Origin of the sequence: Arthrobacter sp. 754 (assembly GCF_040548695.1) — a bacterium.
Taxonomy (GTDB): Bacteria; Actinomycetota; Actinomycetes; order Actinomycetales; family Micrococcaceae; genus Arthrobacter.
Map to the genome: position 1 here is coordinate 235942 of NZ_JBEPSC010000003.1, position 24433 is coordinate 260374.

Below are 24433 nucleotides of genomic sequence, written 5' to 3' on the forward strand. Positions count from 1 at the left end.
TCCGGCACCCGCCGACACAAGCTCAGCAAACAGGGACGGCAGTCAGATTTGAATCTAAGACTCTTCACTGGGCATGTGCAGAAATGGCTTTCGCACCCTATTCTGACGGTCTTTCAGCGTTTCCTGACGTCAGTTTGGGGTGTACTTCAACTGACTACCGCGTCATTTGGCCGCGCGTTGGTGTCTTCTGGATAACGGTCCGATCAGACAAATTCTGCCCGGACCCTGTTGGAGATGCTCCCTACTCCTTCGACTGTCACGGTGATGGTGTCGCCGTCTTTTAGGAAAAGTTGGGGGGCTCTGCGGTATCCGACTCCGGATGGTGTGCCGGTGAGGATGATGTCTCCAGGCTCCAAGGTGGTGAATTCGGAGATGGTGGCGATGAGTGTGGGAATGCTGAAGATCAGGTAGGAAAGGTCGGATTTTTGTACGACTTCCCCGTTCAGGGTTGTGCTGATGCCTGCCCTACTAATGTTGGCTTCTGCAGGGGTGACGATGTATGGGCCGATCGGGGTGGTGTTGTCCCAGATCTTGCCCTGCAACCATTGGTGGGACTTGTTCTGGAAGTCGCGCATGGTCACGTCGTTGGAGACGCAATAGCCAAGGACGTGGTCCATGGCGTCCTGTTCGTTGATGCGGCGGCCTGTCTTGCCAATGATGACGGCGAGTTCGCCCTCAAAGTCGACCTGGGTGGATTCCGGGGGCAGGACGATGTCGTCCGCTGGTCCGATGAGAGTGGATGCGTATTTAGGGAAGAGGACGGGAAAGGCGGCCGTGCTGACCTCGTCGGCATGGTCTTTATAGTTCAGGCCCACGCACAGGATCTTCCCGGCCCGTGGTGACGCAGCGCGCAGTGTGACTTCCGAGACGCTAACCCGGGCTTCGGTCAGACGGGCGGCACTGGCAAGGAGATCAGCGGATGTTTCCGGTCCAACGTCGGCGAGCCCGGCGAGCGGGATGAGGTATTCGCCGTGGACTTCGCCGAGGTAGTGCTGACCCTTGTATCGGTAGTTTGCGTAGGCCATTTTTTCTCTTCCTGATCTGGGCTAACTGTTTTGGGCAAATGCGCGCAACGTGCGGGAGGTGAAGGTTGTTCATCATCGGCATCCGTGCCGCCTTCGGTTGGTTCGGCGCAGGCGCTAGCCTGCCGGCTGCACGGCGAGGGCTACCGCGAGCTTCATGATCTTTTCGGCGCGGCCCAGGCGGGGCAGGTCGGAGCCGTCGCGGATGACGCGGCCGTTGGCTTCGAAGTCGGCCATGAAGTCGGTGGCCCAGGCGACGTCGGACGGCGTGGGGCTGATGACCTCGTTGATGACGGGGGTCTGGTCGATGGCCAGGCAGAGTTTTCCGGTCATGCCCATCATCACCGTGATGCCGGTCTGCTCGCGCAGGATGGGGTGGTTGGTGCCAACGGTGGGGCCGTCGATGGGGCCCGGCAGGTTGCCGACGCGGCTGGCTACCACGAGCTTGGCGCGCGGGTAGGCCATCGCCTCTGCAGTGGCGGCCATGCCGGTGTCGCGGCGGAAGTCACCGGAGCCGAAGGCCAGGCGGAAGGCGCCCTGTGCCTTGGCGATCTGGTTGGCTTCCTCGATGCCGATGGCGGATTCCACCAAAGGGATGACGGGAGTCTTGCCGTCCATGCGGTGGAAGCTTTCGGTCACCTGGTCGGCGGATTCGGTCTTGGCCAGCATGACGCCAAGGAGGCCGGGGGTGCCGCGGAGGCCGGCGAGATCGTCTGCCCAGTACGGGCTCGTGGCGTCGTTGATCCGGACCCAGGCCTTGCCGCCTGCGGTGAGCCAGTCAATCACGTGGTTCCGGGCCTGGTCCTTCTGGGAGGGGTCCACGGCATCTTCAATATCCAGGATGATCGAGTCGGCGCGGGACTCGGCCGACTGGTCGAAGAGCTCGGGCTTCATGGCATTGACCAGGAGCCAGGAGCGGGCGATCTCTGCGGGGATATTGCGTTCGGGGGTGAAGTTTCGGAACGCATCAGTCAGTGCTGTGGAGGAGGTGTGTCCGGTGCTTTGGGGCATGTAAATCGGCTGCGTCATAGGTCTCCCTGCTAGGTCAGTTATGTGATGGTGCGGTGGATGTCATGCGGTAGCAGAGCCCGTCTTCGGCTTCTTCCGGGTCGACCCACACCTCGATCCCGCGTGCGGCTTCGTACATAGTGCGTGGTTGTGCGGCGTCGCCTGCGATCCAGAGTGCTGTGGAGTCTGGCATGGCATCATCGATGGTTCCGGTGCGGATGATCCTGCCGTTGTAACGGATCTGAACGGTGGCTCCGATTAGCCGGTTCCAATGGATGTATTGGCGGAGCATCATCCGCTCTCGGAAGGCAGGTCCCTGCTGCTCGCTGGGGCTGGTTGATGGTGTCATGGTGCGGTCAGGGCTGATGCCACGGCTTTGCCCAGTTCTTCAGTGGTGGCGATACCACCCATGTCCGGAGTCAGGGCATGTGATCCACGGGCCAGCACGGTTTCCATGGCGGTGGTGATGGCGGCCGCGGCTGCGGGTTCTCCGAGGTGGTCCAGCATCATGGCGGCGCACCAGATTTGTCCGATGGGGTTGGCGATGCCTTTGCCGGCGATGTCCGGGGCGGAGCCGTGGACGGGCTCGAAGAGGCTGGGGAATTTGCGTTCGGGGTTGATGTTGCCGCTGGGGGCGATGCCGATGGTTCCGGTGCAGGCGGGTCCGAGGTCGGAGAGGATGTCGCCGAAGAGGTTGCTGGCGACGACGACGTCGAACCAGTCGGGGTGCATGACGAAGTTGGCGGCCAGGATGTCGATGTGGTACTTGTCCACGTTGACGTCACTGAAGTCGTTGGCCATTTCCTGGACGCGTTCGTCCCAGTAGGGCATGGTGATGGAGATGCCGTTGCTCTTCGTGGCGGAGGTCAGGTGTTTCTTGGGACGGCTTTGGGCCAGGTCGAAGGCGTATTTGAGGATCCGGTCCACGCCGGTGCGGGTCATGACGGTTTCCTGGACCACGGTTTCGCGGTCGGTGCCTTCGAAGATTTTGCCGCCGATGCTGGAGTATTCGCCTTCGGTGTTTTCGCGTACGACGTAGAAGTCGACGTCGCCCGGGACCCTGCCGGTCAGGGGGCTGGGGACGCCGGGGAGGAGTTTGACCGGGCGGAGGCTGACGTACTGGTCGAAGTGGCGGCGGAACTGCAGAAGGCTTCCCCAGAGCGAGATGTGGTCGGGGACGACGTCGGGCCATCCGACGGCGCCGAAGAAGATGGAATCGAACTGGTTTAACTGGTCGAACCATCCGTCGGGGAGCATCTTCCCGTGCCTGGTGTAGTAGTCGGCCGAGGCGTAGTCGAAGTGCTCGTATTTGAGGTTGAGGTCGAAGGCTGAGGCTGCGGCGTCTAGGATGCGCAGCCCTTGGGGCACGACTTCGGTGCCGATTCCGTCTCCGGGGATGACTGCGATGCGGTGGGATTTCGACATCAGGATCCTTCTTCGTCGGTGAGTTGTGTTTGGTGTTAGCGGTCGACAGGGTGTGCCGGTTCGCGGTTTTCGAGGACGTCGATGACGGCGTGCGCGGCGGCTAGCCCAGCCCGGGTCCGGGCCTGGGTTGTCTGGCCGGCGAGGTGGGAGGTGATGAGGATGTTGTCCAAGCGCCGGAGGGGGCTGTCCGCGGGCAGGGGTTCGTTCTCGAGCACGTCCAGAGCGGCGCCGGCGATGGTGCCGTCGTAAAGCGCGGTGGTCAGGGCTTCTTCGTCCACGAGTGAGCCGCGGGCTGTGTTGATGAGAACGGCGGTGCGTTTCATCGCCTTTAGCCGGGACGCGTCGATAAGTTTGCCAGCGGACTGTCCTGCGCGGGTGTGCAGGGAGAGGTAGTCGGCCTCGCGAATGACGGTGTCGAGGTCGGTGAACTGGACCGAAGTGCTGTCGAGGTCGGGGTGGATGGTGCTGACCATAGCGGTCATGCCGAGGGCGATGCCGAGGTTTGCGGTGGCGCGTCCGCTGGGGCCGTAGCCGATGATGCCGAGGGTGGAGCCGCGCAGTTCATGGCCGGCTTCGCGGGGCCAGTGTCCTTGGCGTACCGCGGTCGTGACCTCCAGGAGGCGGCGTGCGGTCATGATGATCAGTCCGATGGTGAGTTCGGCGACGGAGTGGTGGTTTGTTCCGGGGGCGTTGCAGACCCGTATCCCTTGTGCGGCAGCGGCCTGGATGTCGATGGAGTCATACCCTACGCCGCTGCGTGCGATGACTTTCAGGGATGCGGCGCCGGTGAGCATGTCGGCGGTGACCGGTTCGCTGGCAAGGATCGCACCGGAGATGCCGTCGAACAACGAGCGGCGTTCCTCGTGTGTCCGTGGCCCCCGGGAGGGCGCGTAGACGGGTTCCAGACCGTGTTCGCGCAGGAGCTGGTCAACGGTATCTCCCGGGTGGAGGTAGTCGGTGGTGATCAGGATGCGGGCGGCCATATGCAGGTGGGCTCCTAATTTGGTTCGTGCGGAGGCGCTGCCGTCAGCGGCTGTGGGTTTACGGTTCACACGGGGCAGGGCCGCCGCGGTGTGCGGCGGCCCTGCATGCTGCGGTGTTAGTGGACGTCAACCTTGTCCGCTTCCACAGCGGTCGGTGTCTTTGCTTCGATTTCCTTCTTCTTCTTCTTCTGGCCTGCGGCGTGCAGGGCTTCGCGGGCCTGTTCGGGGTCGTAGTCCCTTTCCCACTTGCCGACGACGACGGCTGCCATGACGTTTCCGAGGACGTTGATGAATACCCGGCCTTCGTTCAGGAGCCGGTCGATGCCGACGATGAGGGCGAGAGCAGCGAGCGGGATGCCGCCGACGGAGCTCAGGGTGCTGGCCAGGACGATGAAGGCGCCGCCTGCGATTCCCGCGGTGCCCTTGCTCGTAAGCATCATGACGCCGACCATGACGAGCTGCTGTTCCCAGGAGAGGTCGATGCCGACGGCTTGGGCCAGGAACACGGAGGCCATGGTGAGGTAGACGGCGGAGCCGTCGAGGTTGAAGGAGAAGCCGGACGGGATGACGATGCCGACGGTGGATTTGCCGACGCCCATGGCTTCGAGCTTCTTGATCAGCTGCGGGAGGACCGCTTCGCTGGAGCAGGTGCTCAAGGCGATCAACAGTTCGGCCTTGAAGTACCGCATTACCGTGAAGATGTTCAGACCGCAGGTACGGGCGATGATGCCCAGAACTACCAGGACGTAGAGGATGCAGGTTCCGGTGAACAGCAAGACGAGGTAGCCGAGTTGCTGCAGACTCTGGGTGCCGTAGTTGGCGACGACGGCGGCCAGTGCACCGAAGGTGCCGATGGGGGCGAGGCGCATGACCCAGTTGACGATCTTGAAGATGACCGTGGACAGAGCTTGGATACCCTTGGTGAGGAAGGCTCCGGCTTCACCGGAGACATTCATTGCGGCGCCGAAGATGATGGACACCATCAGGGCGGCGATGATGGTATGGCCGGTCAGTGCGCCGAACAGTGATTCGGGGATGATGTTGCTGACGAACTCAAGGCCGTCGAAGCCCTTGTTAGCGGCTGCTGGAACCTTGCTGGAGTCCAGCTGGGACGGGTCAATGTTCATGCCTTCGCCGGGGCGGAAGACGTTGGCGACGACCAGGCCGATCAGCATCGACACCAGCGAGAGGGCGAGGAAGTAACCGAGGGCCTTCACGCCGATACGGCCGGCCTTGCGCAGGCTGTCCATGGAGGCGATGCCCAGGGAAACGACGCAGAACACCACCGGAATGACGATCATCTTGACCAAGGCGATGAACCAGTCGCTGAGGGGGGTGAGCTGTTTACCGACGGAGGGCAGGAGCAGACCGACGGCGATGCCCAGGACTGCACCCAGGACGACTTGGAACCAAAGTTCGCGCATCAGCCGGCTGAACCGGGATCGCTGCTTGGGCGGGTGGGCGGAATGTTGCGGGTTCTGCATGGTGTGGGACGACATCTTGGGTGCTCCTTTGCACGACAGACAGAGAAAATTTGAGAGGTGCGGTCCCGGGCAGTATCACTGGCCGGGACCGGGGCACTACCGGAGTGGTTAGCTGTGCAGTTCGCGCAGGACTTTGTAGAACTCGGCCTTGCCTTCCAGGCCAATGCCCGGCAGGTCGCCCGGGGCTACGCGGCTGTTGACGATGACAGCGTCGTCGGTGAAGCCGCCCGTGGGCTGGAACTCGCCCGGGTAGGATTCATTGCCGCCGAGCTTGAGGGCTGCTGCGATGTGCAGGGAGAACTGATGTCCGCCGTGCGGGATGCAGCGGCGGGAAGACCAGCCGTGCTGGGCGAGCATGTCCTGGATCCGGCGGTATTCGGTCAGGCCGTAGCTGAGGGCCGGGTCGACCTGGATGAAGTCGCGGTCCGGGCGCATGCCGCCGTAACGGATCAGGTTGCGGGCGTCCTGGAGGGAAAAGAGGTTTTCTCCGGTGGCGATCGGGTTTTTGTAGTGCTCGGAGAGGGTGGCGTTCAGTGCGTAGTCCAGCGGGTCGCCGACTTCCTCGTACCAGAACAGTCCGTACTGGTCGATGGCTTTGCCGTATTCCAGCGCCGTCTCCAGGTCGAACTTGCCGTTGACGTCCACCATCAGGCGGGACCCGTCGCCGTCGAGGACCTCGATCACGGCTTCGATGCGGCGGAGGTCTTCGGCCAGGTCGGCGCCGCCAATCTTCATTTTGACCACGTCGTAACCCTTGGCCAGGAAGCCGCGCATTTCGTTCTGCAGGTCTTCAAGGCTCTTGCCGGGAGCGTAGTAACCGCCGGCGGCGTAGACGAAGACGTCCTTGTCCGGGTTGCCGTCACCGTAGTGATCCGAGATCCACCGGTATAGCGGGACGCCGGCGATCTTCGCAGCCAGGTCGTGCAGGGCCATGTCTGCTACACCGACAGCGACCGAGCGTTCGCCGTGTCCGCCGGGCTTCTCGTTGGACATCATCAGGTCCCACGCCTTTTCCGGCGAAAGCTGGCCGTCCTCATCGAGAAGGTCCTCGGACGGGGCGTCCATGATGCGCGGAAGGATGCGGTCCTTCAGGATGCCCGTAGCGTTGTAGCGGCCGTTGGAGTTGAACCCGTAGCCCACCAGGGGCTTGCCGTCGACGAACACATCGGAGACGAGCGCGATGATCGTGCAGTCCATCTTGGTGAAGTCAATGAACGCGTTCCGGATCGAGGAACTGATGGGGATGGTGCCCACGTGGGCGGAAACGATTTTCATCTTTGAAACTCTCCTAAGCGAATCTTATTTCTTATAAGACTCGGATCGAGGCCAATCCGAGGTGCGAGGGCTATGCGGCCTGTCGAACAAATATCTTATAAGAACTGCGATCAAGGTTAGCGGCGGGTGACGGGCCGCACAAGTCTTCGGAGGGAATTTCTTATAAGATGTGGATGGGAGCAGGGCGGCTCCACCGTTAGTGAGAGATTTGGAGCCTCAGATGAGCACCACGAACGTCTTTTCCAGTAAGGGCAGTCTGGCGTACAGCGAACTACGCCAAATGATCCTCTCTGGCGGCCTTGCACCCGGCTCACGCGTCTCCCAGTACGAACTGGCGGACAAGATGCAGATGAGCATCACGCCCCTGCGCGAAGCGATCCGTCGACTCTCAAGCGAGGGCCTGATCATCATGGATACCCACCGGGACTCCCGTGTGGCTGACGTGAGCGCTGCAGAGGCCCGCGAACTGCTCGAAGTCCGACTCTCCCTGGAGCCGTCAGCGACCGAGCTGGCGGCACACCGCCGGACCGAAGCTGACATCGTCGCCATGCGGATTGCAGCGGAGAGATTGCTGCCGGTCACCCGGGTCTGGGGCGAGGACGCCATCACGGCACACCGCGATTTCCACCGGGCCGTCTACGCCGCCTCCCACAACAGCAGCATGATCAAGCTCCTCGACGACCTGTGGGACAAGTCCGACCGCTACCGCCGCCTCGGCCTGGAACTTCCCTCCGGTGATGAACCCCGCACCATCGACCTTAACCAGCACCACCAGATCCTTGAACTTGTCGCCTCCGGCGATGGCCCCGGCGCAGCCGAACTCGCCCGGACCCACATCGCCAACAGCCTCACAGCCTCAGTAACCGGAGCCCTGGAGGAACGCGAGAACGTCCAAGGTGTAACCCTGGAGAACACTGCCTGATATTCGCCGATGTTCAGGAACAGGCTACTTCTAACTGCCCTTGTACCGCACGGACTATTCAGCCAGAGATGTAAAACCTCACGGAACTGGGCTACATCGACGGTGCCATTGAGTCTGGTGGAACGGTTGATCGCACGCCTGCGCTGAATTCCGGTCGTTAGCCCAGCGGAGCGATGTTGGCCCTGCTCATCGTTGACGCTGAGGCACCTTCCTGCCGGCAGCCATAAGTTGGCTTGGCGGTGACTTGTTTCGACATGGCCACCACCAGGCGAAAACGCGTCCCGAACGTCATACATGGGCTTCTTCAAGGAACAGCGGGAACAATGATGCCGTGCCCAACGTGATCCAGCGTCGATGGGAGTGCGGAAAGCGCTGGGAGTGCCTGAGGTTGAATTCGTAGGACCAGCGGGCGTAAACCTCGTCTTCGCGGCGAACATCTTCGATCACGCGGCCGGAACTTGTGGCGACTCTGATCCGTCCACGGCTGGGGTCAATTCAGGTTGTCCACGGCTGGAAGTTGGGAGCCGTTGGAGTAGCTCTCTGGCAACAGTAGCGGTGAAAAACTAATGAGAATTGCCCCCGGCTGTAGGTGGGCGGACTCGACTTCGAGTTCAAATGTAGATCAATTCCGGTTGTTCAGAGGACCCGGCAGGGGACCGTGTGTCAGCTTAGGGGTGCCTCAACTGGATGGAAACTCCGGGGCGAGACCGCCAATAACTTGGCCAGTCACTCCCGTTAGGCAAGAGGCGCACCACGAATCGTCGATCGTGAAGTCGGCGGTGATCCGCATCACCGTGTCACTCGCGGGTCGACGCCATATTGGGCTGGGATGTTCAAATGATCGCGCAGGGTGGCGCCGTCATAGTCCCGATGGAACAGACCTCGGTCTTGGAGGATCGGCACCACGCTGTCGACGAAGGCATCGACTCCGCTGTCATAAATGTCCGGGGATACCCAGAAGCCGTCGACGGCGTCGGATTCGAACCATTCCTGCATGTGGTTGGCGGCTTCGGCTGCAGGACCGACGATGACGGGGTGGTAGTCGATGACGCCGTGCGCGAGTATGTCGCGGACGGTCCAGCCTTCACGCGCGATCTTCAGTGCGTGGATCGAGCGGGGGTCGGCCGGTGATGGTCGAGCTTCGGACAACTGCGCAGCGGAGAGTGGTTCATCTAGGTGTGCGGGATCAAGGTACAGGCCGAGCATTCTCCCGAGATACGCCGCGCGTTGAGGGAACGTTCGTCCGCTCAATGTGATGCGGCGATCGAGGCCTTCTCGCTTAGCGGGGGTGATCGTGGTCATCAGGCCGGCGAAGAACTTGATCTCGTCCGGGTTCCGTCCGGCGCGTTCGGCTGCTTCACGGAACGCGGTGCGCTGTGCACGCGCATCGTCGATCGTGAAGGCCGCGCCGATGACGGCGTTTGCCCAGCGTCCGGCGAACTCGTGGGCGTTTGGACTGCCTCCGGCGTGGAAGATGACGGGTTGCCCCTGTTCCGACGGAGGAATGTACAGGGGCCCGCGGGAGGCGACGTGTTCGCCACCAAGGTTGATCGGGGCGACCTGCTCCGGGTCGGCGAAACGGCCCGTGGCCTTGTCGTGTACCCAGGCGGTCTGGCCCCAGCTGCCCCAGAGAGCCTGCACGAGTTGGACGGTCTCGTGTGCTCTTCCGTAGCGTTCCGGGCTGGACGGAATATGTTGGCCGTAGTTGGCGGCGACGTCTTCGCCGCTGGACGTGACGGCGTTCCATCCCGTCCGTCCGTGACTCAGGACGTCGAGTGCTTTGAACTGTCGGGCGAGGTTGAATGGTTCGTTGAAGGTGGTGGAGCCGGTGGCGACGAGGCCGATATGGCTGGTTTCGCGGGCGACCGCTGCCAAGGTGACCATGACGTCGAGGTTGAAGTTGGGTGGCTCGTTCGCGATGTCGCCGACGTGGGTGGGGCCGTCGGGGAGGAACAGGAATTGGAGTTTTCCGCGCTCGGCGGCCTGGGCGTGCCGAACTTTCGCGTCGAAGCTCGTAAAGCTTGTGGGATCGACTCCTGGGGCGCGCCAGGCGCCAGGCAGGTTGCCGTACCCGTTACCCAAGTGCAGGCCGATGAGCATCTGTCTGGTCATGATGTTTTCTCTCCGTGTGTAAATCTGAGCTGTCGTTGCTGTCGAGTGCGCTCTAAGTGTGGGCTGTGTAAGAGGACCCGTTGTTAGGGAGTCCGCGTTCGACGGTGCAGTCCGTACTGGTGGTCGATGCCGAGATTCTCGCGGAGGGTCTCGCCTTCGTACTCGGTGCGGAACAGGCCGCGCTGCTGCAGGATCGGAATGACTCCGTCGACGAAGGACTCCATTCCCTCGGGAATAACACCGGGGATGACCCAGAAGCCGTCCGCGGCATCAGCTTCGAACCATTCCTGCAGGTGATCGGCGATCACTTCGGGGGGACCGATAGGGGAAGTGTGGTAGTCGATGACGGCGTGGTGGAGTACTTGACGCACGGTCCAGCCTTCCTTGGCGACCTCAAGCGCTCTGGGCGATCGCGGGTCACCGGGGTTGGCCCGCGCGACGGCCAACTGATCCGCGCGCAGTGGGGCGTCGAGGTCGATTGTCCCCAACGGCAAGCCGAGGAGCTGGCCGAGATGGCGCACCTGCTGCTCGATGTCGGGTTCGATCAGCTTTCCGCGTCGAGCAAGAGCCTCCGCGTGGGTCGACGCGATGGTGGGCATCACTCCGACGAAGAACTTGACATCATCAGGGCTGCGACCGGCAGATTCGGCGGCGTGGCGCACTGCTGAGCGCTGATGCCGGGCCTCCTCTATGGTGAAGACCTCACTGATAAGGACGTCGGCGTAGCGGCCGGCGAAGGCGAGGCTGTGCGGGCTGGCGCCGGCGTGGGCCATGACCGGCTGGCCCTGCATGGAGGGCGGGATCTCCAGTGGGCCGCGGGAGGAGACGTAAGTTCCTCTGAGGTTCACGGGCGAGATTTTGGACAGGTCGGTGATCCTCCGGGACTGCTGGTCGCCGATCCAGGCATCCTCTTCCCAGCTCCCCCAGAGCGCCTGGACGATCTGAACGACCTCGTCTGCGCGGGCATAGCGAGTGTCACGGTCCTCGATCGCGCGCCCGAAATTCGCGGCGGCCTGAGGTGACGAGGTGGTCACGGCGTTCCAGCCCATGCGCCCGCCGGAAACGACGTCGAGGGACTTGAGCACGCGGGCGATGTTGTAGGGCTCCTGGAAGGTGGCGCTGACAGTGGTGACGAGACCGATCCGCTCGGTAGCCAGGGCGATGGCGGTAGCCACGATGGTCGGCTCGAGGGTCTGGTTCGGCGCGTGCGCCTCACTGCGCTGGGTCTGCGCGAGGAAGTCGCCGAGGAAAAGGAAATCGAACATGCCACGTTCGGCGGCCTGAGCGGCGCGCACCAGGACGTGGATGTTGTCGTAGTCGTGGGGATCGACCCCGGGTTCCAACCACGCGTAAGGGCTGGCGCCGTAGGGAGTGGCACTTGCTGCGGCCAGATGCATCTTCTTACGGGACATCGTCTACTCTCTCTCGCACTGGATCGTAGCGACCTGACGGTTGTAAAAGGTCAAGGGGCTCATGTCGTCGTAGCGCTGGTGGTCTATGACTTCGAAGAGAACGAGCTCGTGGTCACCAGCCGGCACGTGTTGGTGGGGCCGAACGACGAAGGTGGCTGCCGCCTGCGGCAGGGTGCGTGCCTGGGCGGTGGCGTGATCTAGAGTGATGCCGTCGAGCCGGGCGGGGCCGGACAGGCGAAGCTGAGACACGAGGGCGAGGTGAGACTCTCCCAGAATCGTGATACCCAACTCTTTCGCTTGGCGAAGCCGGGGCCAGGTGGTCGAGGTATGGGTAAAGGCCATGGAGACGAGTGGCGGGTCCAGAGAAAGGCTGGTGAAGGAGTTCGCGAGCATCGCCTCGTTCTGGCTGTTGACCTCGGCGGCTATAAGTGCCATTCCGGTGGGGTAGGCGGCGAAGGCGTGACGCATGGTAGCGGCTGACGAGGTTTGCAATGTCGATATCTTCCCTATCGGATGATCGAGGGTTTCGGAGCAGGCGGGGTGATGCTCAGTGCCCAACGGGCACCTGGGGACCGCTGGAGGCGGGCTTGCGGATGAAGAATGCGAGCGGGATTGCGATAAGCGAGAGGACCGCTCCACAGACGAACGCGGCGTGGATGCCGTCGGCCGTGGCCGCGATGACGCTGGCCCCGTCTTCGATTCGCGGTGTCGATGTCGCAGTCATCACCGTGAAAAACACCGCGATGCCGACCGCGCCGGCGAGCTGCTGTACGGTGCTGACCGTGGCGCTGCCGTGGGAGTAGAACTGCGGGCTGAGCGATGCGAGCCCCGAGGTGAACAAAGGGGTGAATGCGAGGGCCAGGCCGATACTCAGCACGATGTGGGCGACGAGGACCGTGACGATGCTCGAACCAGCGCCCAGCGTCGTCATGAACCACAACGCACCGCTCACGATGATCGAGCCCGGAACAACGAGTACGGTCGGTCCGACTTTGTCATAGATGCGCCCGACGAACGGCGCGAGGAACCCCATCACAAGTCCGCCGGGCAGCATCAGCAAGCCGGTGGTCAGGGCATCGAGTTCGAGCACGATCTGCGTGTATATCGGCAGCAGGGTGAGAGTGCCAAACAGTGTGGTCGTGTAGATCGCGATCACGGCCATCGCGAGCGTGAAGCCCGAGCTCGTGAAGGTGCGCAGGTCAAGCAGTGCGCGGTCTGTGCGTTGCAGCTGCAACTGGCGCAGGATGAAAAGCGCGATGCCTGCTGCGCCAAGGGCGAGGGGCGCCCAGCTGGTCGGGCTGGAGATTCCTGCCTCGGTCTCGCCGATGTGACTGAGGCCAAAAACGAGCCCGCCGAAGCCGGTGGCCGAAAGAACGACCGACACGTAATCGAGCGGGGTCTTGCGCGGCTCGCTGACGTTGGGTATGCGCAGGACCCCGACCACGAGAGCAAGTACGGCGACCGGCAGCACGATGATGAACATCCAGCGCCAGCTCAGCGCGCTCAGGATGAGGCCCGACACGGTCGGGCCGACCGCGGGGGCGACAGAGATCACGATCGAGACGTTGCCCATCACGCGTCCGCGTCGCTCTGCGGGGACGAGGGTGAACACGGTGGTGAAAAGCAGGGGGATCATGATCGCTGTACCCAAGGCCTGCACGACGCGTGCGCCGACCAGGATCTCAAAGCCGGGCGCGATGGCCGCGATGAGTGTGCCGATACTGAACAACGACATGGCGCTGCTGAAGATCGCACGGGTACTGACGCGCTGCAGCAGGAAGCCGGTGATCGGAATCACGACCGCCATGCTGAGGAGGAGGGCGGTGGTGAGCCACTGCGCCGCGCTTGCCTCGATGTCGAAATCGTCCATGAGGTGAGGAAGTGCGACGCTCATGATCGTTTCGTTCAGGATGACGACAAACGTTGAGGCGAGCAGCACACCGATCGCGAGCCGATTGCGCCCGTCGACCTCCTGCGGATGAGTATGCGCCACATGAGGAAGCGATGCGGTGGAGGTGCCTGACATAGCTACGTTCCGTTCATTGAGAGGTTGATTTTGAGGCGACGACACCCGGTCATCACGCTGGATCGACGAGTCAGACCTGTGGTGACACACCATCGGCGACCAGCAGCGTGCTCTATAGTGGAGAGCGTCTCCCATTAGGTGAACGACTATACGGAGACACTCTCCGTTTTGTCAAAAGTGAGGCAACCGTTATGTCCAGGACCGCTACGAGCAGCGCCCGCGCCCCGCGGGCGGATGCCCGACGCAATCGAGATCACATCCTCGACGCCGCCGAGCAGTACTTCTCTAAGCACGGAGTGGGCGGCTCGCTCGACGCGATCGCGAAACAAGCAGGCGTCGGCGCGGGAACCCTGTACCGGCATTTTCCCAACCGGGAAGCTCTGCTCGCGGCCTTGCTCGCCGCGCGCGATGAGGCGTTGATGTCCCGCAGAGACGAGCTCCGCACCAAGGCGGCTAACGCGGCCGACGCACTCGACGGCTGGCTCGAAGCGCTAACCGAGTGGGCAGGCGCGTTCGACGGGCTGCCCGACCCCCTCCGCGCTGCGGCGGCCACCAGCACATCCCCTCTCGCAGTTACATGCGAAGGATTCATCACAACAACCGAGGAGTTCTTGCACGCCGCACAACGAGATGGAAGTGCCCGGAAGGAGATTCGGGCACGGGATCTCTTCTTGGTGGCACTGGCCACGAGCTGGGTCCGCGGAGCGGCTTTGGCCGATGGCACATCCGCCGCGGCCCTGGCCGGTATCACCAGAAACGGGTGGGAACTGAACTCGTCCCACACACGCGGGGTGTCAGCGACGCCCGCCGACTAGAACGTCACATCATATGGGACGGATCGACAACATTAAGGGAGAACACCATGAACCGAATCGGAATCATCGGCAGCGGATCGATCGGAGCCGCCGTAGCACGACTGGCCGTAAGGGCCGGCTACGAGGTCCTCATCGCAAACTCGCGAGGACCGGAGACACTTGCCGGCCTGATCGAAGAGCTCGGCCCTCGGGCGTAGGCCGGCGACGTCCGCGCCGCAGTTGAGTTCGGCGACATCCCGGTCCTGGCCGTGCCGCTGGCCGCCTACCCGAACCTGCCTGTGGAGGCCTTCGCCGGGAAGACGATCCTCTCGACCGGGAACTACTACCCCCACCGCGAAGGCCGCATCGAGCAGCTGGACTCCCTCGAGAACACGACCGCCGAGTACGAGCAGTCGCTCCTTCCGAACACGGTGATCGTTAAGGCCTTCAACAACATCCTCTTCCACTACATCCCGAACCTCGCGCACTCCACTCCCCGGACCGCGCTGGCAATCGCCGGTGACAACGACGAGGCCAAGACGCGGATCGCGGCGATCGTGGACGCCCTCGGCTTCGACACCATCGACGCCGGAACGCTAGCTGAGTCATGGCGCTTCGAACCGGACTCCGGTGCCTACACCCCGATCTACGCCGCCGACCTGGAAGGCATGAAGCGGGACTACCTCGGGGAACCCCGGAGCGCCTGTCTCCGCAGAACGCCTCGGGGAGCTACTCGCCGCTTCACACCGCCCCGACGTCGCCGCGCGACAGTTCTGACCGCGACCTACTCAACAGGCCAGGAAAACACCTCTGGCACCCCGGAAGAGCGCCCCGACGCGGGACTCTCCCGGGGTTCAGGTCTAGTGGGCGGCGTAGCCGCCGTCGATGATCAGTTCCTCACCGGTGACGAATCCGGCCTCGTCGGACGCGAGATACAGGATGCCGTAAGCGACGTCTGATGCCTCGCCGATGTGCGGCGGCAGAATTGAGTTGGCGGCATCCGCAGCCTGTTCTTTGGTGACGCCATAGTTCTTGATGAGGTTTGTGTAGATGGGCCCCGGGTGGACGGAGTTCACCCGGATACTGTCACCGGCGAAATAGTTTGCCGCGTGCTTGGTCAGGGATCGCACCGCACCCTTTGAAGCCGAGTAGGCGGCGCTGGCGCCATCGGCCGCCCCTGAGATGATTCCACCCAGCGACGACACGTTCACGATGGCTCCGCGCCCGGCGGTCTGCATGCTGGGAATGACGTTCTTCATTCCCAGCCAGGTGCCGGTGGTGTTGATCGCGAGTACCTTGTTCCACTCGTCGAGTTCAGTCTCGAGAAGACCCTTGGCGAGGGCGATGCCGGCGTTATTGACCAGGATGTCGATGGTCCCCCACGCAGCAGTGACGTCCGCGACCACGCTCTTCCAGGACTCGGGAGAACTGACGTCGAGCGTATGTGTGAGCACCTCCGCTCCCGTGGCGGCAATTTCCTCAACCGCACGGGCGAGTGCATCCTCGGAGATGTCGGTCGCGACGACCTTGGCCCCCTCGGCTGCGAAGAGCTGAGCGGTGGCAAGACCGATACCGCTGGCAGCTCCGGTGATGATGGCAACCTTGCCTTTTAAGCGTGACATGTGATGTTTCTCTGTTCTCTCAATATGGTCTCGCCGATGACGAGCCATGCGGCTATGTGGCCGCTCGTTTGTCGGCGGGGTCGCACTCGGACGCGTCCGGGCCGGGTTCCAGCCAGGAGATGAGCGCGGCATTCGGATCGCCGGCCAGGAATGTGGCGCGACGTCGAAGTGATCGGACGAAGGATCGTCCCGGGATCGTGTGAGGGCTTATGACCCGGCCAGCCGCAGCGGCCCCTGCCTATTCAGGCTCTCGAGATTCACTCGTGTGCCGAACGGTTGATGGCGACCGTCTCGTCTAACGAGGGCATTGCCTCGAGTGAAGCGAAGCGCTCGCCCAGCTGGTCACGCGTCACGGGCGCCTTGTCTTTCTCAGCCGCGGCAATAGCCTTGGCGAGGTCTTCCAGGCCCAGCTCGGTGCAGTAGGCCGGGGTGCCGGGCTGCTGACGCCACGAGTCGGCAATTACGCCGGCGTCGAAGGGGTCAAAGCCGGTGTCGTCAACGAGGCCCATGACCGTCGCACGAGCCTCGGCGGAGTCCGCAGCGACAGGGATTGCAATTCGGCCAGGAGATCCTGCGGGGAGTCCCTTGGTCTGCTGGGTACCGGCCAGTGCTGCATTCCATGTCTTAACCACGGGGCGCCCGAGCTGTTCCTGGCTCCATGCGCTTTCGACCTGACCGGCGTCGACGGCTGCTACCGGCCCGACCATGGATGGGTAGTAGTTCGAGGTGTCAACGATGATCGCGTCCGCGGGTGCCTTGGTGAGCAGATCGGTGAGCTTGGGCTGGACGGAAAACGGAACCGACAGGATGACCACGTCACGGTCCTCCACTGCACCATCGAGTTCTACGGCATGTGCGCCCGCGGCGACGACCTCGGTGGCAATAGCCTCGGGTCCACGAGCATCGGCCACGTTCACATCGTGGCCGGCCTCGCTCAGTCGGCGTGCAAGGTTCCCGCCGATAGCTCCGGCGCCGATAACAGTAATCTTCATCTGGTTTTCCTTTGTCGCAGGATCCCATGGAGAGCACCAGGGGATGTACACTAAGTCATGTACATAAAAAAGCGTAACACGATGTACGTGGATATGTGTACATGATGTCGGTTACAGGGAGGAATGATGCTGTGGCAAGTCGTTTAGCAAACCCGTTGACCATGCCGGATGAACAAGACCTGGACCTGTTCGCGGTGATGTCTGCGCTCGTCGACCCCACCCGCCGCGCGATCGTGGAAATGGTTGCCGCGGCGCCTGGAGAGGCGTGCAGCAGGTCGGACTTCGGCGTTTCGAAATCGGCACTGACCCGGCACTGGCGCGTTCTTCGAGAGGCGGGCGTCATCAAGCAAGAAGCCCAGGGCAATCGGCACAGGAACTGGCTCCGCAGAGAGGAGCTCGACCGACGCTTCCCTGGCCTGTTGGACTTGGTAATCGCCGCGGACGCGAGTTCCAAGACCGATTCACCTTCGAGTCACTAAGAATCGCACCCGGAAGGCTCCATGCGCTGTTGCGCACGTGTCCCCTCCTGTGGGGGTTGTATGGCGCGCCCGCATTCCTAACGGCAAGCGAGTGGGGCTGCGGATGGCGACTGGCGCCTGGCTTCCGCTCTGGAGCGACTTGGAAATCAACAGCTTTTCGACGGCTACTGGTACCTTCGCGAGCTCCGGTCCGCGGAATTCTGAGGGTGGCGATGTCTTAAAGTTGCGTCTCAGCAAAAACTGTCTCAGGTTGGTGACCATGAGGAGTTTGTCAGTCACAGTGGCCGAGTGAGACTTCTTGGATACACCCGATGTCTAGGTTGACGCTGCCGACGATGACGATATCCGGGGGTTGTAGCTTCTTTCTTTCATTGGTATTTCTCCTCGTTTTTGTGGAGGTCTGGTGTTGCCCAGACTTGCTCCGGCGATGCCGGGCACGCCGAAGTCGGAGCCGCTGCGTCCGGTGCCGGGCTCCTGGTTGATGGACTCGATGATCGCGCGCCGGGTGGGGTCGCTCAGCGCGGACACGGCAAAGAGGTTGAGATCCTCCTCAGGCGGGGTCATGAGGGTATTCGCCAAGCGACTGGCCGGCGTGGTTGCCCTATCCATCGGGTGGCGATCCATCCCAGACCATAGATGTACACATTTAGGCGTACATCTGCTAGGCTTCTTGTACACGGATGAGTGTACATCCGGTCCGCACCTGTCGTGTGGGACCAACCAACGAAGGAAACACCTATGAAGATCACAGTTATCGGCGCTGGAGCTATCGGCGGCAACCTCGCACGTCGTCTCAGCGAAGCAGGACACGACGTTCTCGTCGCTGACGCCCGCGGACCGGAAGTCGTCGCTGAAGAAGTCCTCGCCGCCGGCGCGCGTGCTGCCGAGATGGACGCCGCGGTCACGGACCGCGACGTAATCGTGCTGGCGGTCCCGTTCTCGGTACAGCGGGATCTCGCAGATCTCCTGGCCGGTGTGTCTAGGGACACGATCGTGGTCGACACGTCGAACTATTACCCCTACATGATGGGCCCGGTTGAGGCAGTAGACAACGGACAGGTCGAGAGCGAATGGAGCCAGGAGCAGCTCGGGCGCCCCGTGGTTAAGGCATGGAATGCAGCACTCGCCGGTACCCAGCAGACCAAGGGACTCCCCGCAGGATCTCCTGGCCGAATTGCAATCCCTGTCGCTGCGGACTCCGCCGAGGCCCGCGCTACGGTCATGGGCCTCGTTGACGACACCGGCTTTGACCCCTTCGACGCCGGCGTAATTGCCGACTCGTGGCGCCAGCAGCCGGGCACCCCGGCCTACTGCACCGAGCTCGGCCTGGCAGACCTCGCCAAGGCTATTGCCGCGGCCGAGAAAGACAAGGCGACGATCACGCGTGACCGTCTCATCGAGTACTTCGGCTCTTTCGAGAAGATGCCGTCTCTGGACGAAACTGTCGCGATCAACCGCGCAGCACATAATTAGCGTCTGCCAAAAACAGGGCAAACATCAGGCGACGTCTATACAGGAAGGCCGTAATCATCACAGGAGCGGCCGGGGGGCAAGGCAAGTTTGAGGCTAAGCTCTTCGCCCTTAGGGCACGAAGGTCGTCGCCACGGACCTCACGCGCTGTTAGAGAGACGGTCGCAGAGATCAAATGAAGCGACTGGATCCAAGGCAGCCGTCGGGCTCAAGCACAACATCGTCACGAAGAGCGACTGCGTCGACTTCGTTCCAAAGGCCGCTGAGGCGTTCGGCAAGGTGGACACCCCTGATCAACACCGGCCAGACACAGGATATGTGGGACATCGACGCCGGCGAGACGATCCGCATCCTCGACGTCAACATCCTCGGCACGCCGCTCGAAGCTGCGATGCCGAGATCAAGAAGAACGGCACGGGTTCGATCGTCAAGATCTCGTCTGCAGCCGGTCTCGTGGGCGGTGTCAGCGGTGGCCCAGCGGCGTACTCGGCTATCAAGGAGGCTCTGCGCGCGATCACGAAGAAGATCGCGCTGGACGTTGCCAAGGCCGACGTCCGCCTGAATACGGTCCGATCGCGGCTCACCCGCACCCCCATTATAGAAGCCATGTCGAAGGAAACCGCCGACGCGGTCCTCTCGAAGATCCCGATCTTCGGCGCCGATCCGATCGACATCACCTACCGCGTGCTCTTCCTCGCCGAGCCGCGGGTTCGTGACCGGAACCGACGCCGACATCATCATCGACGGCGGCCACGCCGCCCAGTAAAGGAGACACCATGATCCGACACATCGTTTTATTCCGCGTCATCGAAGGCACACCGGCGAAGCGCGTGCAGGAGGCCATCGATCGACTTGAAGCACTCGTCGGTGTCATCCCCGGCCTGCGCTCTTTAAAGGCAGGCATCGACATAGGTATCGAAGGAAACTTCGACTTCGGCCTCGTCGCCGAGCTCGATGACCGCGCCGCCCTGGAAGTGTTCTCGGCCGACCCCACCCACATGGAGGTGGCCATGTTCATCCTCGAGTTCCGCAAAAACACCGACATTGCCATCCTCGACCTCGAGATTTAACAACGCGGGGCCCCCGAACTAGCGGTTCGGGGCCCCGCTTGTGGCGATGGCAGACAAGGCGGGTTTCGGATCCCAGCAGAACTGTGACAGAACTTCGCCCGCAACTGCCGAAAACTCGATCGTCGTCGTCAGCGAGGCCAACGCGACGGTGAGTCCCCACAGCGTCACGGAAGCAGCCGAAGCTGCCGCAGAAGCAGCCGAAGTGCTCGCCTGAAGTGCCGCTGGACGTAATTCGCAGAGCTGCGCAGCGGTCGAGGGGGATCTTTGTGCTCAACCCCGCGCGGGCCCGAGCGCTCGACACGGAACTCCTGGTGCTGGTGCGATGTGATGTTCGTTAACGAAGGCGCGTTCGAGGTCATCTTCGGCCAGCGCGTCCCAGAGAACCCGGCTCTGCTTGGGGGGCCATGGCCGGACGAAAGGCGCCGACCTTCCTCGTCGTAACTCTCGGAGGTCGAAGCGCCCTGATCTGGCTCAGCGGAGAGTCGACCCAGATCCCAGCGCCCTCGGTGAATGTGGTGGACACCACTGGCGCCGGCGACACTTTCGTGGGAGTCCTCGGTAACGCCCTGACCAAGGGCGAGTCCCTCCTCATGCCGCGAACAGGGCGGTCTGCCAGGCGTCCCTCTCGACGCAGTCCCTCGGTGCAACCTCTGGCATGCCCACGGCCGTCGTCGTCCGCGAACTCCAGGGAGAACCCGCCCCTGTCTACGACCAGTGAGAACCAGCGCTCAGGCTGTTACGCCGTTTCCGGGAAGGTACACCTTGCCAGCTAGCATCTGGGCTGGGGCAACTCGTCGATATCGTGGTCCTTGCTGCCCTCTCGGTGGACCTTTCTCTTCCCCCCATGTAGATTCCGTCAAGCCATGGCGACATCCGGATATGGGATAACGACGACCCCGGCACGGAAACGCTCATTCCAACCTTGCTTGCCGGGTGTACGAGGAGACGGTCTCTCTGCTAATCGTGTATCACGAGCAAGGAGGGCTTTCGGTACACCGAAGCGACGGCCCGCTGCGGGGTGAGAGTCTTTTTCGCCGCCTTGTTCGCTCTTGTTCGCCTCTCGGGGATCCGGCACTGCACCACCGTCCCCGGCCCGGCCGCGGCAAGGATCCCGGACATCCTGGGCCGGGACTTCACTGCTTCGGCCCCGAACCAGCGCTACGTCGGGGACATGACCTACCTGCTGATCAAGGGCTCCAAGCCGTGGTACCTAGCCACCGTCATCGACCTGTACGCCTGTACGCCTGAACGCCTCCAGCGCGTCCCGCCGTACCGGCCCACGTTCGCGGACCCGTATCGGAAGCACCTGCCCAGCCGCCGGGCGACCGAGCCCAGGGCCGGTTCAACAGCTCCTCCGCGAGACCCCTGAGCTGGGCTACCAGGGCAGCGGGAACCAGCTGACCCCGTACCTGAACCAGGGCCGCACCAGGATGAGCGTCCCGGACCTCTTACCCCGCCTTGCCTCCCCGCCTCCCTCTAAGCAGACCGGACAGGCTCACCGTCGGACAGCAAGAGCGCCTCGACCAGCTCGCCGCCTCCTGCCCGGCGATCACCGCAGGGCTCAGCCTGGTCCAGGCGTTCGCCGCTCTTTTGGAGCCCAACGAGGCCAATCCCACCACCGCATCCTCCTCGCCTGAACGACGTTGGGCTCCACCACCGAAAGCGTGCCAGGGTAGCAAACTTTACTGACCCTCGCGGTTGGCCAATACGTTCTCCGGTCCACTGGGGACGATCGGGAGAATGATTCGCGAGGGACGTTTGCGGTCGTGGTAGAGCCGCTGCTGTGCGACGCGGATGGAAGTGCCCTCAGTCACGGGTTCCCCGGTGTTGAGGTTGCGGTCCCAGCGGGGGAAATTGCTGGAAGTCACCTGCACGCGCAGGCAGTGGCCCGCCTTTATAACGATGGAGGTCGACCACAGGTCGACATCGACCTCGTCGACACGCTCCGATTCGGTATGCACACGTGTTATCCCGTCGGTGATATTGCGCGATATGCCAGCCCCGTCGACCTCGCACAGCCGCACTACCCAGTCGGTGGAGGGACCGTCCGTGGAGGCGAAGATGGTTGCGCGCACGCGTCCGGTGATCTCGAGGTCAGCCTCAAGCGGATCGGTGGTGAAAACCAGAACGTCGTCACGGGCCTCCACGACGCGCTGGTCGAATGGGCCTGCGGGGAAGTCGGAGGCCATTTGGATGCTTCCACCTCGGGTGATGACGGGGTCAGCCGGGTCGTAGGTGAAGCCCAACCCGGCCTCGTCAAGCTCGGGCACTGACCATGTCAGAGTCTTGTCCTCGTTGAGATACAGCGCCGTGTCTTTGGCCCGTGCGAGCGGCCAGTCCTCTTCGGACCTCCACTGGTTCGTACCCATAACGAAGATCAGGACACCGGGTTCGTGTGCGTGGGTGGCGGGCATGTCCTTTAGCCAGTGGTCGTACCACTCTCGCTCGATATCAGTGACCGTCTGTCCGCCCGGGGTCTGGGCGGAAAGGCCGAAGTTGATTTCACCGACCTGGCCTCCATTCCAAGGCGATGAGAGGCTGCCATGGTGCCAGGGCCCGATTACGAGGCGAGCGGTACGGCCGCGTGCCCGCAGGCCGACGTAGTTGTCGATGTCTCCTTGCAGAAAGAGGTCGTACCAGCCCGCGAACCCCAAGGTGGGAACGTCTATATCGTCGTACTTGCTTGAGACGCGTGTGTCCTCCATGGTTGTGGGATCCGCCAAGGCTCGGGTGACCCCGAGGTCCGGCTGACCTGTCGCCGCCAGCGCCGCAGGGGCACCTGCCGGTAGCTGCCAATACGTGCGGGTGGCGAGAGCGTCAAGGTCGGTGAACGTCGTCCCCAACTGCCTCATCATTGCGTCGGCCTCGAGCCCGGCCTTCGGGATCTGGCCCAAGGCGGTAAACAGTCCCCAGAAAAGGTTGTTTCCGAACTCGATCGCCCCGCCTCGGAACAGTAAGCCGTTGTCCGGGTCGGCGAAAGTTGTGGCAGGGACGATGGTCGCCAGATGTGGGGGACGGGCAATCGCGGCGCTCCACTGGGTGCTGCCGAGATAGCTGGGGCCAAACATGCCCACCCTGCCGTTGCTGCCCGGTAGAGAAGCCGCCCATTCAACGGTGTCGTAGCCATCCTCGCGTTCGTGTTGCAAGGGATGCCACTCGCCGTCGGAAGTGAAGCGACCCCTGGAGTCCTGCGTGACCACCATGTAGCCAGCTCGCACCAACGTCCTGACGTCGAGCTGGCCGGTCTCCATCAAATTCTTGTCGTAAGGGTGGCGGGCAAGAAGAACAGGGAAAGGACCTTCTCCCTCAGGGCGGAAAACGTTTGCTCGCAAAATGGTGCCGTCGCGCATCGTGGCGGGAACGTCAAGTTGAAGGGTGATTTCATGCATGTGCTTGTCCTTCTGAAGTCGACCGCATCCACTACGATCCCGTTTCGGGGTCGTGGGCGGCTAGTTTATGAATGGTCGAAGCGATACCGCGACATCTTCGTTGGCAATGACGGCCCGCTGTAGTACTAGGAGTAGGTTTCCTCAGCGAGAGATGAATCCGCCGTCGATGACTAGTTCTGCTCCGGTGATGAACTTTGCCTCGTCCGAGGCAAGGTAGAGCATGCCGTACGCGATGTCGGAGGCCTCCCCGGCGTGGGGCGGCAAAGGAACAGTTCCGGGGTTGGCCAGCGTTTCCCTGGTGAACCCGTAACCACGGGTCAGGCCGGTATCGATCGGACCCGGATGCACCGAGTTTACCCGGATGCTGTCCTTTGCGAACCACTGGGCAGCGTGCTTTGTCAGGGACCGGACCGCACCCTTCGAGGCGGAATATGCCGCGCCCCCGCCGTCCCCGGCGCCACCACCGATAATCCCGGCGATCGACGAGACGTTCACAATGGAACCGTGGCCGGCGGCCTGCATGGTGGGGATTACACTCTTCATCCCGAGCCAGGGTCCGGTGGCGTTGATGGCCATGACCTTGTTCCAGTCCTCCAGCCCGGCGTCGAGAATACCCTTTGGCAGGGCAATGCCAGCATTGTTGATCAGGATGTCGATCGTGCCCCACTCCGCCAGGACGTCATCAACCACACGATTCCAGTCCTCAACGGAAGAGACGTCGTGAGTGCGGGCGATTGCCTCGCCACCGTCAGCCGTAACTTCATCGACCGCCTGCTGCAGTGCCTCCGCGGAGATGTCCGTAGCCGCTACCCGGGCCCCTTCGGCCACGAAGAGCTTGAGGGCGGAGAGCCCCAGTCCGCTGGCTGCACCCGTAATGATGGCGACCTTGCCGGCCAATCGTGACATATTCATATTCCTTCTCTGATAGGGGATTCTTCAGCAAAGCTG

27 protein-coding genes and 1 pseudogene are annotated in these 24433 nt (G+C 62.7%); 11 read left to right on the forward strand and 17 right to left on the reverse strand.

Going from position 1 to position 24433, the window contains the following annotated elements; genetic code table 11:
* Positions 1-203: 203 nt before the first annotated feature.
* The 7 genes from ABIA70_RS10525 to ABIA70_RS10555 form a co-directional block, all read right to left on the reverse strand.
* Complete coding sequence (locus ABIA70_RS10525) at positions 204-1025, reverse strand: fumarylacetoacetate hydrolase family protein (protein WP_157238412.1); 822 nt, start codon at positions 1023-1025, stop codon at positions 204-206.
* A gap of 114 nt (positions 1026-1139) precedes the next feature.
* The gene (locus ABIA70_RS10530; protein WP_231754782.1) at positions 1140-2051 is read right to left on the reverse strand and encodes an HpcH/HpaI aldolase/citrate lyase family protein; all 912 of its coding nucleotides are present in this window, start codon (positions 2049-2051) and stop codon (positions 1140-1142) included.
* 16 nt (positions 2052-2067) lie between these two features.
* Positions 2068-2379, reverse strand: a complete 312-nt coding sequence (locus ABIA70_RS10535) for a hypothetical protein (protein WP_231754781.1) — start codon at positions 2377-2379, stop codon at positions 2068-2070.
* Positions 2376-3455, reverse strand: a complete 1080-nt coding sequence (locus ABIA70_RS10540) for a tartrate dehydrogenase (RefSeq protein WP_157238411.1) — start codon at positions 3453-3455, stop codon at positions 2376-2378. Before ABIA70_RS10540 ends, ABIA70_RS10535 begins: the two co-directional genes overlap by 4 nt.
* Before the next feature lie 35 nt (positions 3456-3490).
* Complete coding sequence (locus tag ABIA70_RS10545) at positions 3491-4438, reverse strand: phosphoglycerate dehydrogenase (protein WP_354147543.1); 948 nt, start codon at positions 4436-4438, stop codon at positions 3491-3493.
* Between the two features lie 116 nt (positions 4439-4554).
* Positions 4555-5937 (reverse strand): cation:dicarboxylate symporter family transporter, encoded by a 1383-nt coding sequence (locus ABIA70_RS10550; protein ID WP_354147544.1) that lies wholly within the window; start codon positions 5935-5937, stop codon positions 4555-4557.
* A 93-nt stretch (positions 5938-6030) separates the two neighbouring features.
* A complete protein-coding gene (locus ABIA70_RS10555; protein WP_311263401.1) occupies positions 6031-7197 on the reverse strand; it encodes a mandelate racemase/muconate lactonizing enzyme family protein in 1167 nt (388 codons plus the stop codon).
* 220 nt (positions 7198-7417) lie between these two features.
* On the opposite strand from ABIA70_RS10555, the gene ABIA70_RS10560 reads away from it, so the two are divergent.
* Positions 7418-8119, forward strand: a complete 702-nt coding sequence (locus tag ABIA70_RS10560; protein WP_354147545.1) for a GntR family transcriptional regulator — start codon at positions 7418-7420, stop codon at positions 8117-8119.
* A 288-nt stretch (positions 8120-8407) separates the two neighbouring features.
* On the opposite strand, the gene ABIA70_RS10565 is transcribed toward ABIA70_RS10560, so the two are convergent.
* From ABIA70_RS10565 to ABIA70_RS10585, 5 genes are all read right to left on the reverse strand, one after another.
* Complete coding sequence (locus ABIA70_RS10565) at positions 8408-8566, reverse strand: hypothetical protein (protein ID WP_157238407.1); 159 nt, start codon at positions 8564-8566, stop codon at positions 8408-8410.
* 342 nt (positions 8567-8908) lie between these two features.
* Positions 8909-10231, reverse strand: coding sequence for an NtaA/DmoA family FMN-dependent monooxygenase (locus ABIA70_RS10570; RefSeq protein ID WP_354147546.1), 1323 nt, complete (start codon positions 10229-10231; stop codon positions 8909-8911).
* A gap of 83 nt (positions 10232-10314) precedes the next feature.
* Positions 10315-11643, reverse strand: a complete 1329-nt coding sequence (locus ABIA70_RS10575) for an NtaA/DmoA family FMN-dependent monooxygenase (protein WP_354147547.1) — start codon at positions 11641-11643, stop codon at positions 10315-10317.
* Between the two features lie 3 nt (positions 11644-11646).
* A complete protein-coding gene (locus ABIA70_RS10580; protein ID WP_354147548.1) occupies positions 11647-12111 on the reverse strand; it encodes a flavin reductase family protein in 465 nt (154 codons plus the stop codon).
* Between the two features lie 79 nt (positions 12112-12190).
* The gene (locus ABIA70_RS10585) at positions 12191-13669 is read right to left on the reverse strand and encodes an MDR family MFS transporter (RefSeq protein ID WP_354147549.1); all 1479 of its coding nucleotides are present in this window, start codon (positions 13667-13669) and stop codon (positions 12191-12193) included.
* A 191-nt stretch (positions 13670-13860) separates the two neighbouring features.
* Between ABIA70_RS10585 and ABIA70_RS10590 the strand changes: the two genes are divergently transcribed.
* From ABIA70_RS10590 to ABIA70_RS10600, 3 genes are read left to right on the forward strand one after another with little or no spacing between them, the layout of a single operon-like run.
* A complete protein-coding gene (locus ABIA70_RS10590; RefSeq protein WP_354147550.1) occupies positions 13861-14484 on the forward strand; it encodes a TetR/AcrR family transcriptional regulator in 624 nt (207 codons plus the stop codon).
* Positions 14430-14681 (forward strand): NAD(P)-binding domain-containing protein, encoded by a 252-nt coding sequence (locus ABIA70_RS10595; protein ID WP_354147551.1) that lies wholly within the window; start codon positions 14430-14432, stop codon positions 14679-14681. Before ABIA70_RS10590 ends, ABIA70_RS10595 begins: the two co-directional genes overlap by 55 nt.
* 51 nt (positions 14682-14732) lie before the next feature.
* Positions 14733-15422 (forward strand): NADPH-dependent F420 reductase, encoded by a 690-nt coding sequence (locus tag ABIA70_RS10600; RefSeq protein WP_354147552.1) that lies wholly within the window; start codon positions 14733-14735, stop codon positions 15420-15422.
* Here the strand turns inward: ABIA70_RS10600 and ABIA70_RS10605 are convergent.
* Together ABIA70_RS10605 and ABIA70_RS10610 are read right to left on the reverse strand one after the other, a co-directional pair.
* Positions 15324-16085 (reverse strand): SDR family NAD(P)-dependent oxidoreductase, encoded by a 762-nt coding sequence (locus tag ABIA70_RS10605; protein WP_104997664.1) that lies wholly within the window; start codon positions 16083-16085, stop codon positions 15324-15326. The genes ABIA70_RS10600 and ABIA70_RS10605 overlap by 99 nt on opposite strands.
* A 257-nt stretch (positions 16086-16342) precedes the next feature.
* Positions 16343-17128: an NADPH-dependent F420 reductase gene (locus ABIA70_RS10610; protein WP_267895223.1), complete on the reverse strand. Its 786-nt coding sequence runs from the start codon at positions 17126-17128 to the stop codon at positions 16343-16345.
* Between the two features lie 80 nt (positions 17129-17208).
* Between ABIA70_RS10610 and ABIA70_RS10615 the strand changes: the two genes are divergently transcribed.
* On the forward strand, positions 17209-17556 hold the full coding sequence (locus ABIA70_RS10615) for an ArsR/SmtB family transcription factor (protein WP_104997666.1): 348 nt from the start codon (positions 17209-17211) through the stop codon (positions 17554-17556).
* Between the two features lie 315 nt (positions 17557-17871).
* Here ABIA70_RS10615 and ABIA70_RS10620 read toward each other — a convergent pair whose 3' ends face one another.
* Positions 17872-18120 (reverse strand): hypothetical protein, encoded by a 249-nt coding sequence (locus tag ABIA70_RS10620; protein WP_157238399.1) that lies wholly within the window; start codon positions 18118-18120, stop codon positions 17872-17874.
* Between the two features lie 174 nt (positions 18121-18294).
* On the opposite strand from ABIA70_RS10620, the gene ABIA70_RS10625 reads away from it, so the two are divergent.
* From ABIA70_RS10625 to ABIA70_RS10650, 6 genes and pseudogenes are all read left to right on the forward strand, one after another.
* Positions 18295-19029 carry an NADPH-dependent F420 reductase gene (locus tag ABIA70_RS10625; RefSeq protein WP_502917195.1) on the forward strand — a complete coding sequence of 245 codons (735 nt, stop codon included), beginning with the start codon at positions 18295-18297 and terminating at the stop codon, positions 19027-19029.
* Positions 19030-19344: 315 nt separating this feature from the next.
* Positions 19345-19806 (forward strand): SDR family oxidoreductase, encoded by a 462-nt coding sequence (locus ABIA70_RS10630; protein WP_158677214.1) that lies wholly within the window; start codon positions 19345-19347, stop codon positions 19804-19806.
* Entirely contained in the window at positions 19803-20096 is a 294-nt protein-coding gene (locus tag ABIA70_RS10635; RefSeq protein ID WP_104997670.1) for a Dabb family protein, read from the forward strand. Before ABIA70_RS10630 ends, ABIA70_RS10635 begins: the two co-directional genes overlap by 4 nt.
* A gap of 46 nt (positions 20097-20142) precedes the next feature.
* On the forward strand, positions 20143-20310 hold the full coding sequence (locus tag ABIA70_RS10640) for a hypothetical protein (RefSeq protein ID WP_157238396.1): 168 nt from the start codon (positions 20143-20145) through the stop codon (positions 20308-20310).
* 190 nt (positions 20311-20500) lie between these two features.
* Entirely contained in the window at positions 20501-20869 is a 369-nt protein-coding gene (locus ABIA70_RS10645; protein ID WP_157238395.1) for a PfkB family carbohydrate kinase, read from the forward strand.
* Positions 20870-21174: 305 nt separating this feature from the next.
* Positions 21175-21327 (forward strand): annotated as a pseudogene (locus tag ABIA70_RS10650) (IS3-like element ISRhosp5 family transposase); the annotation flags it as partial.
* A gap of 451 nt (positions 21328-21778) precedes the next feature.
* Here ABIA70_RS10650 and ABIA70_RS10655 read toward each other — a convergent pair.
* Together ABIA70_RS10655 and ABIA70_RS10660 are read right to left on the reverse strand one after the other, a co-directional pair.
* Positions 21779-23485, reverse strand: a complete 1707-nt coding sequence (locus tag ABIA70_RS10655; protein ID WP_354147554.1) for a CocE/NonD family hydrolase — start codon at positions 23483-23485, stop codon at positions 21779-21781.
* A gap of 141 nt (positions 23486-23626) precedes the next feature.
* Positions 23627-24391 (reverse strand): SDR family NAD(P)-dependent oxidoreductase, encoded by a 765-nt coding sequence (locus ABIA70_RS10660; RefSeq protein ID WP_354147555.1) that lies wholly within the window; start codon positions 24389-24391, stop codon positions 23627-23629.
* Between the last annotated feature and the right edge of the window lie 42 nt (positions 24392-24433).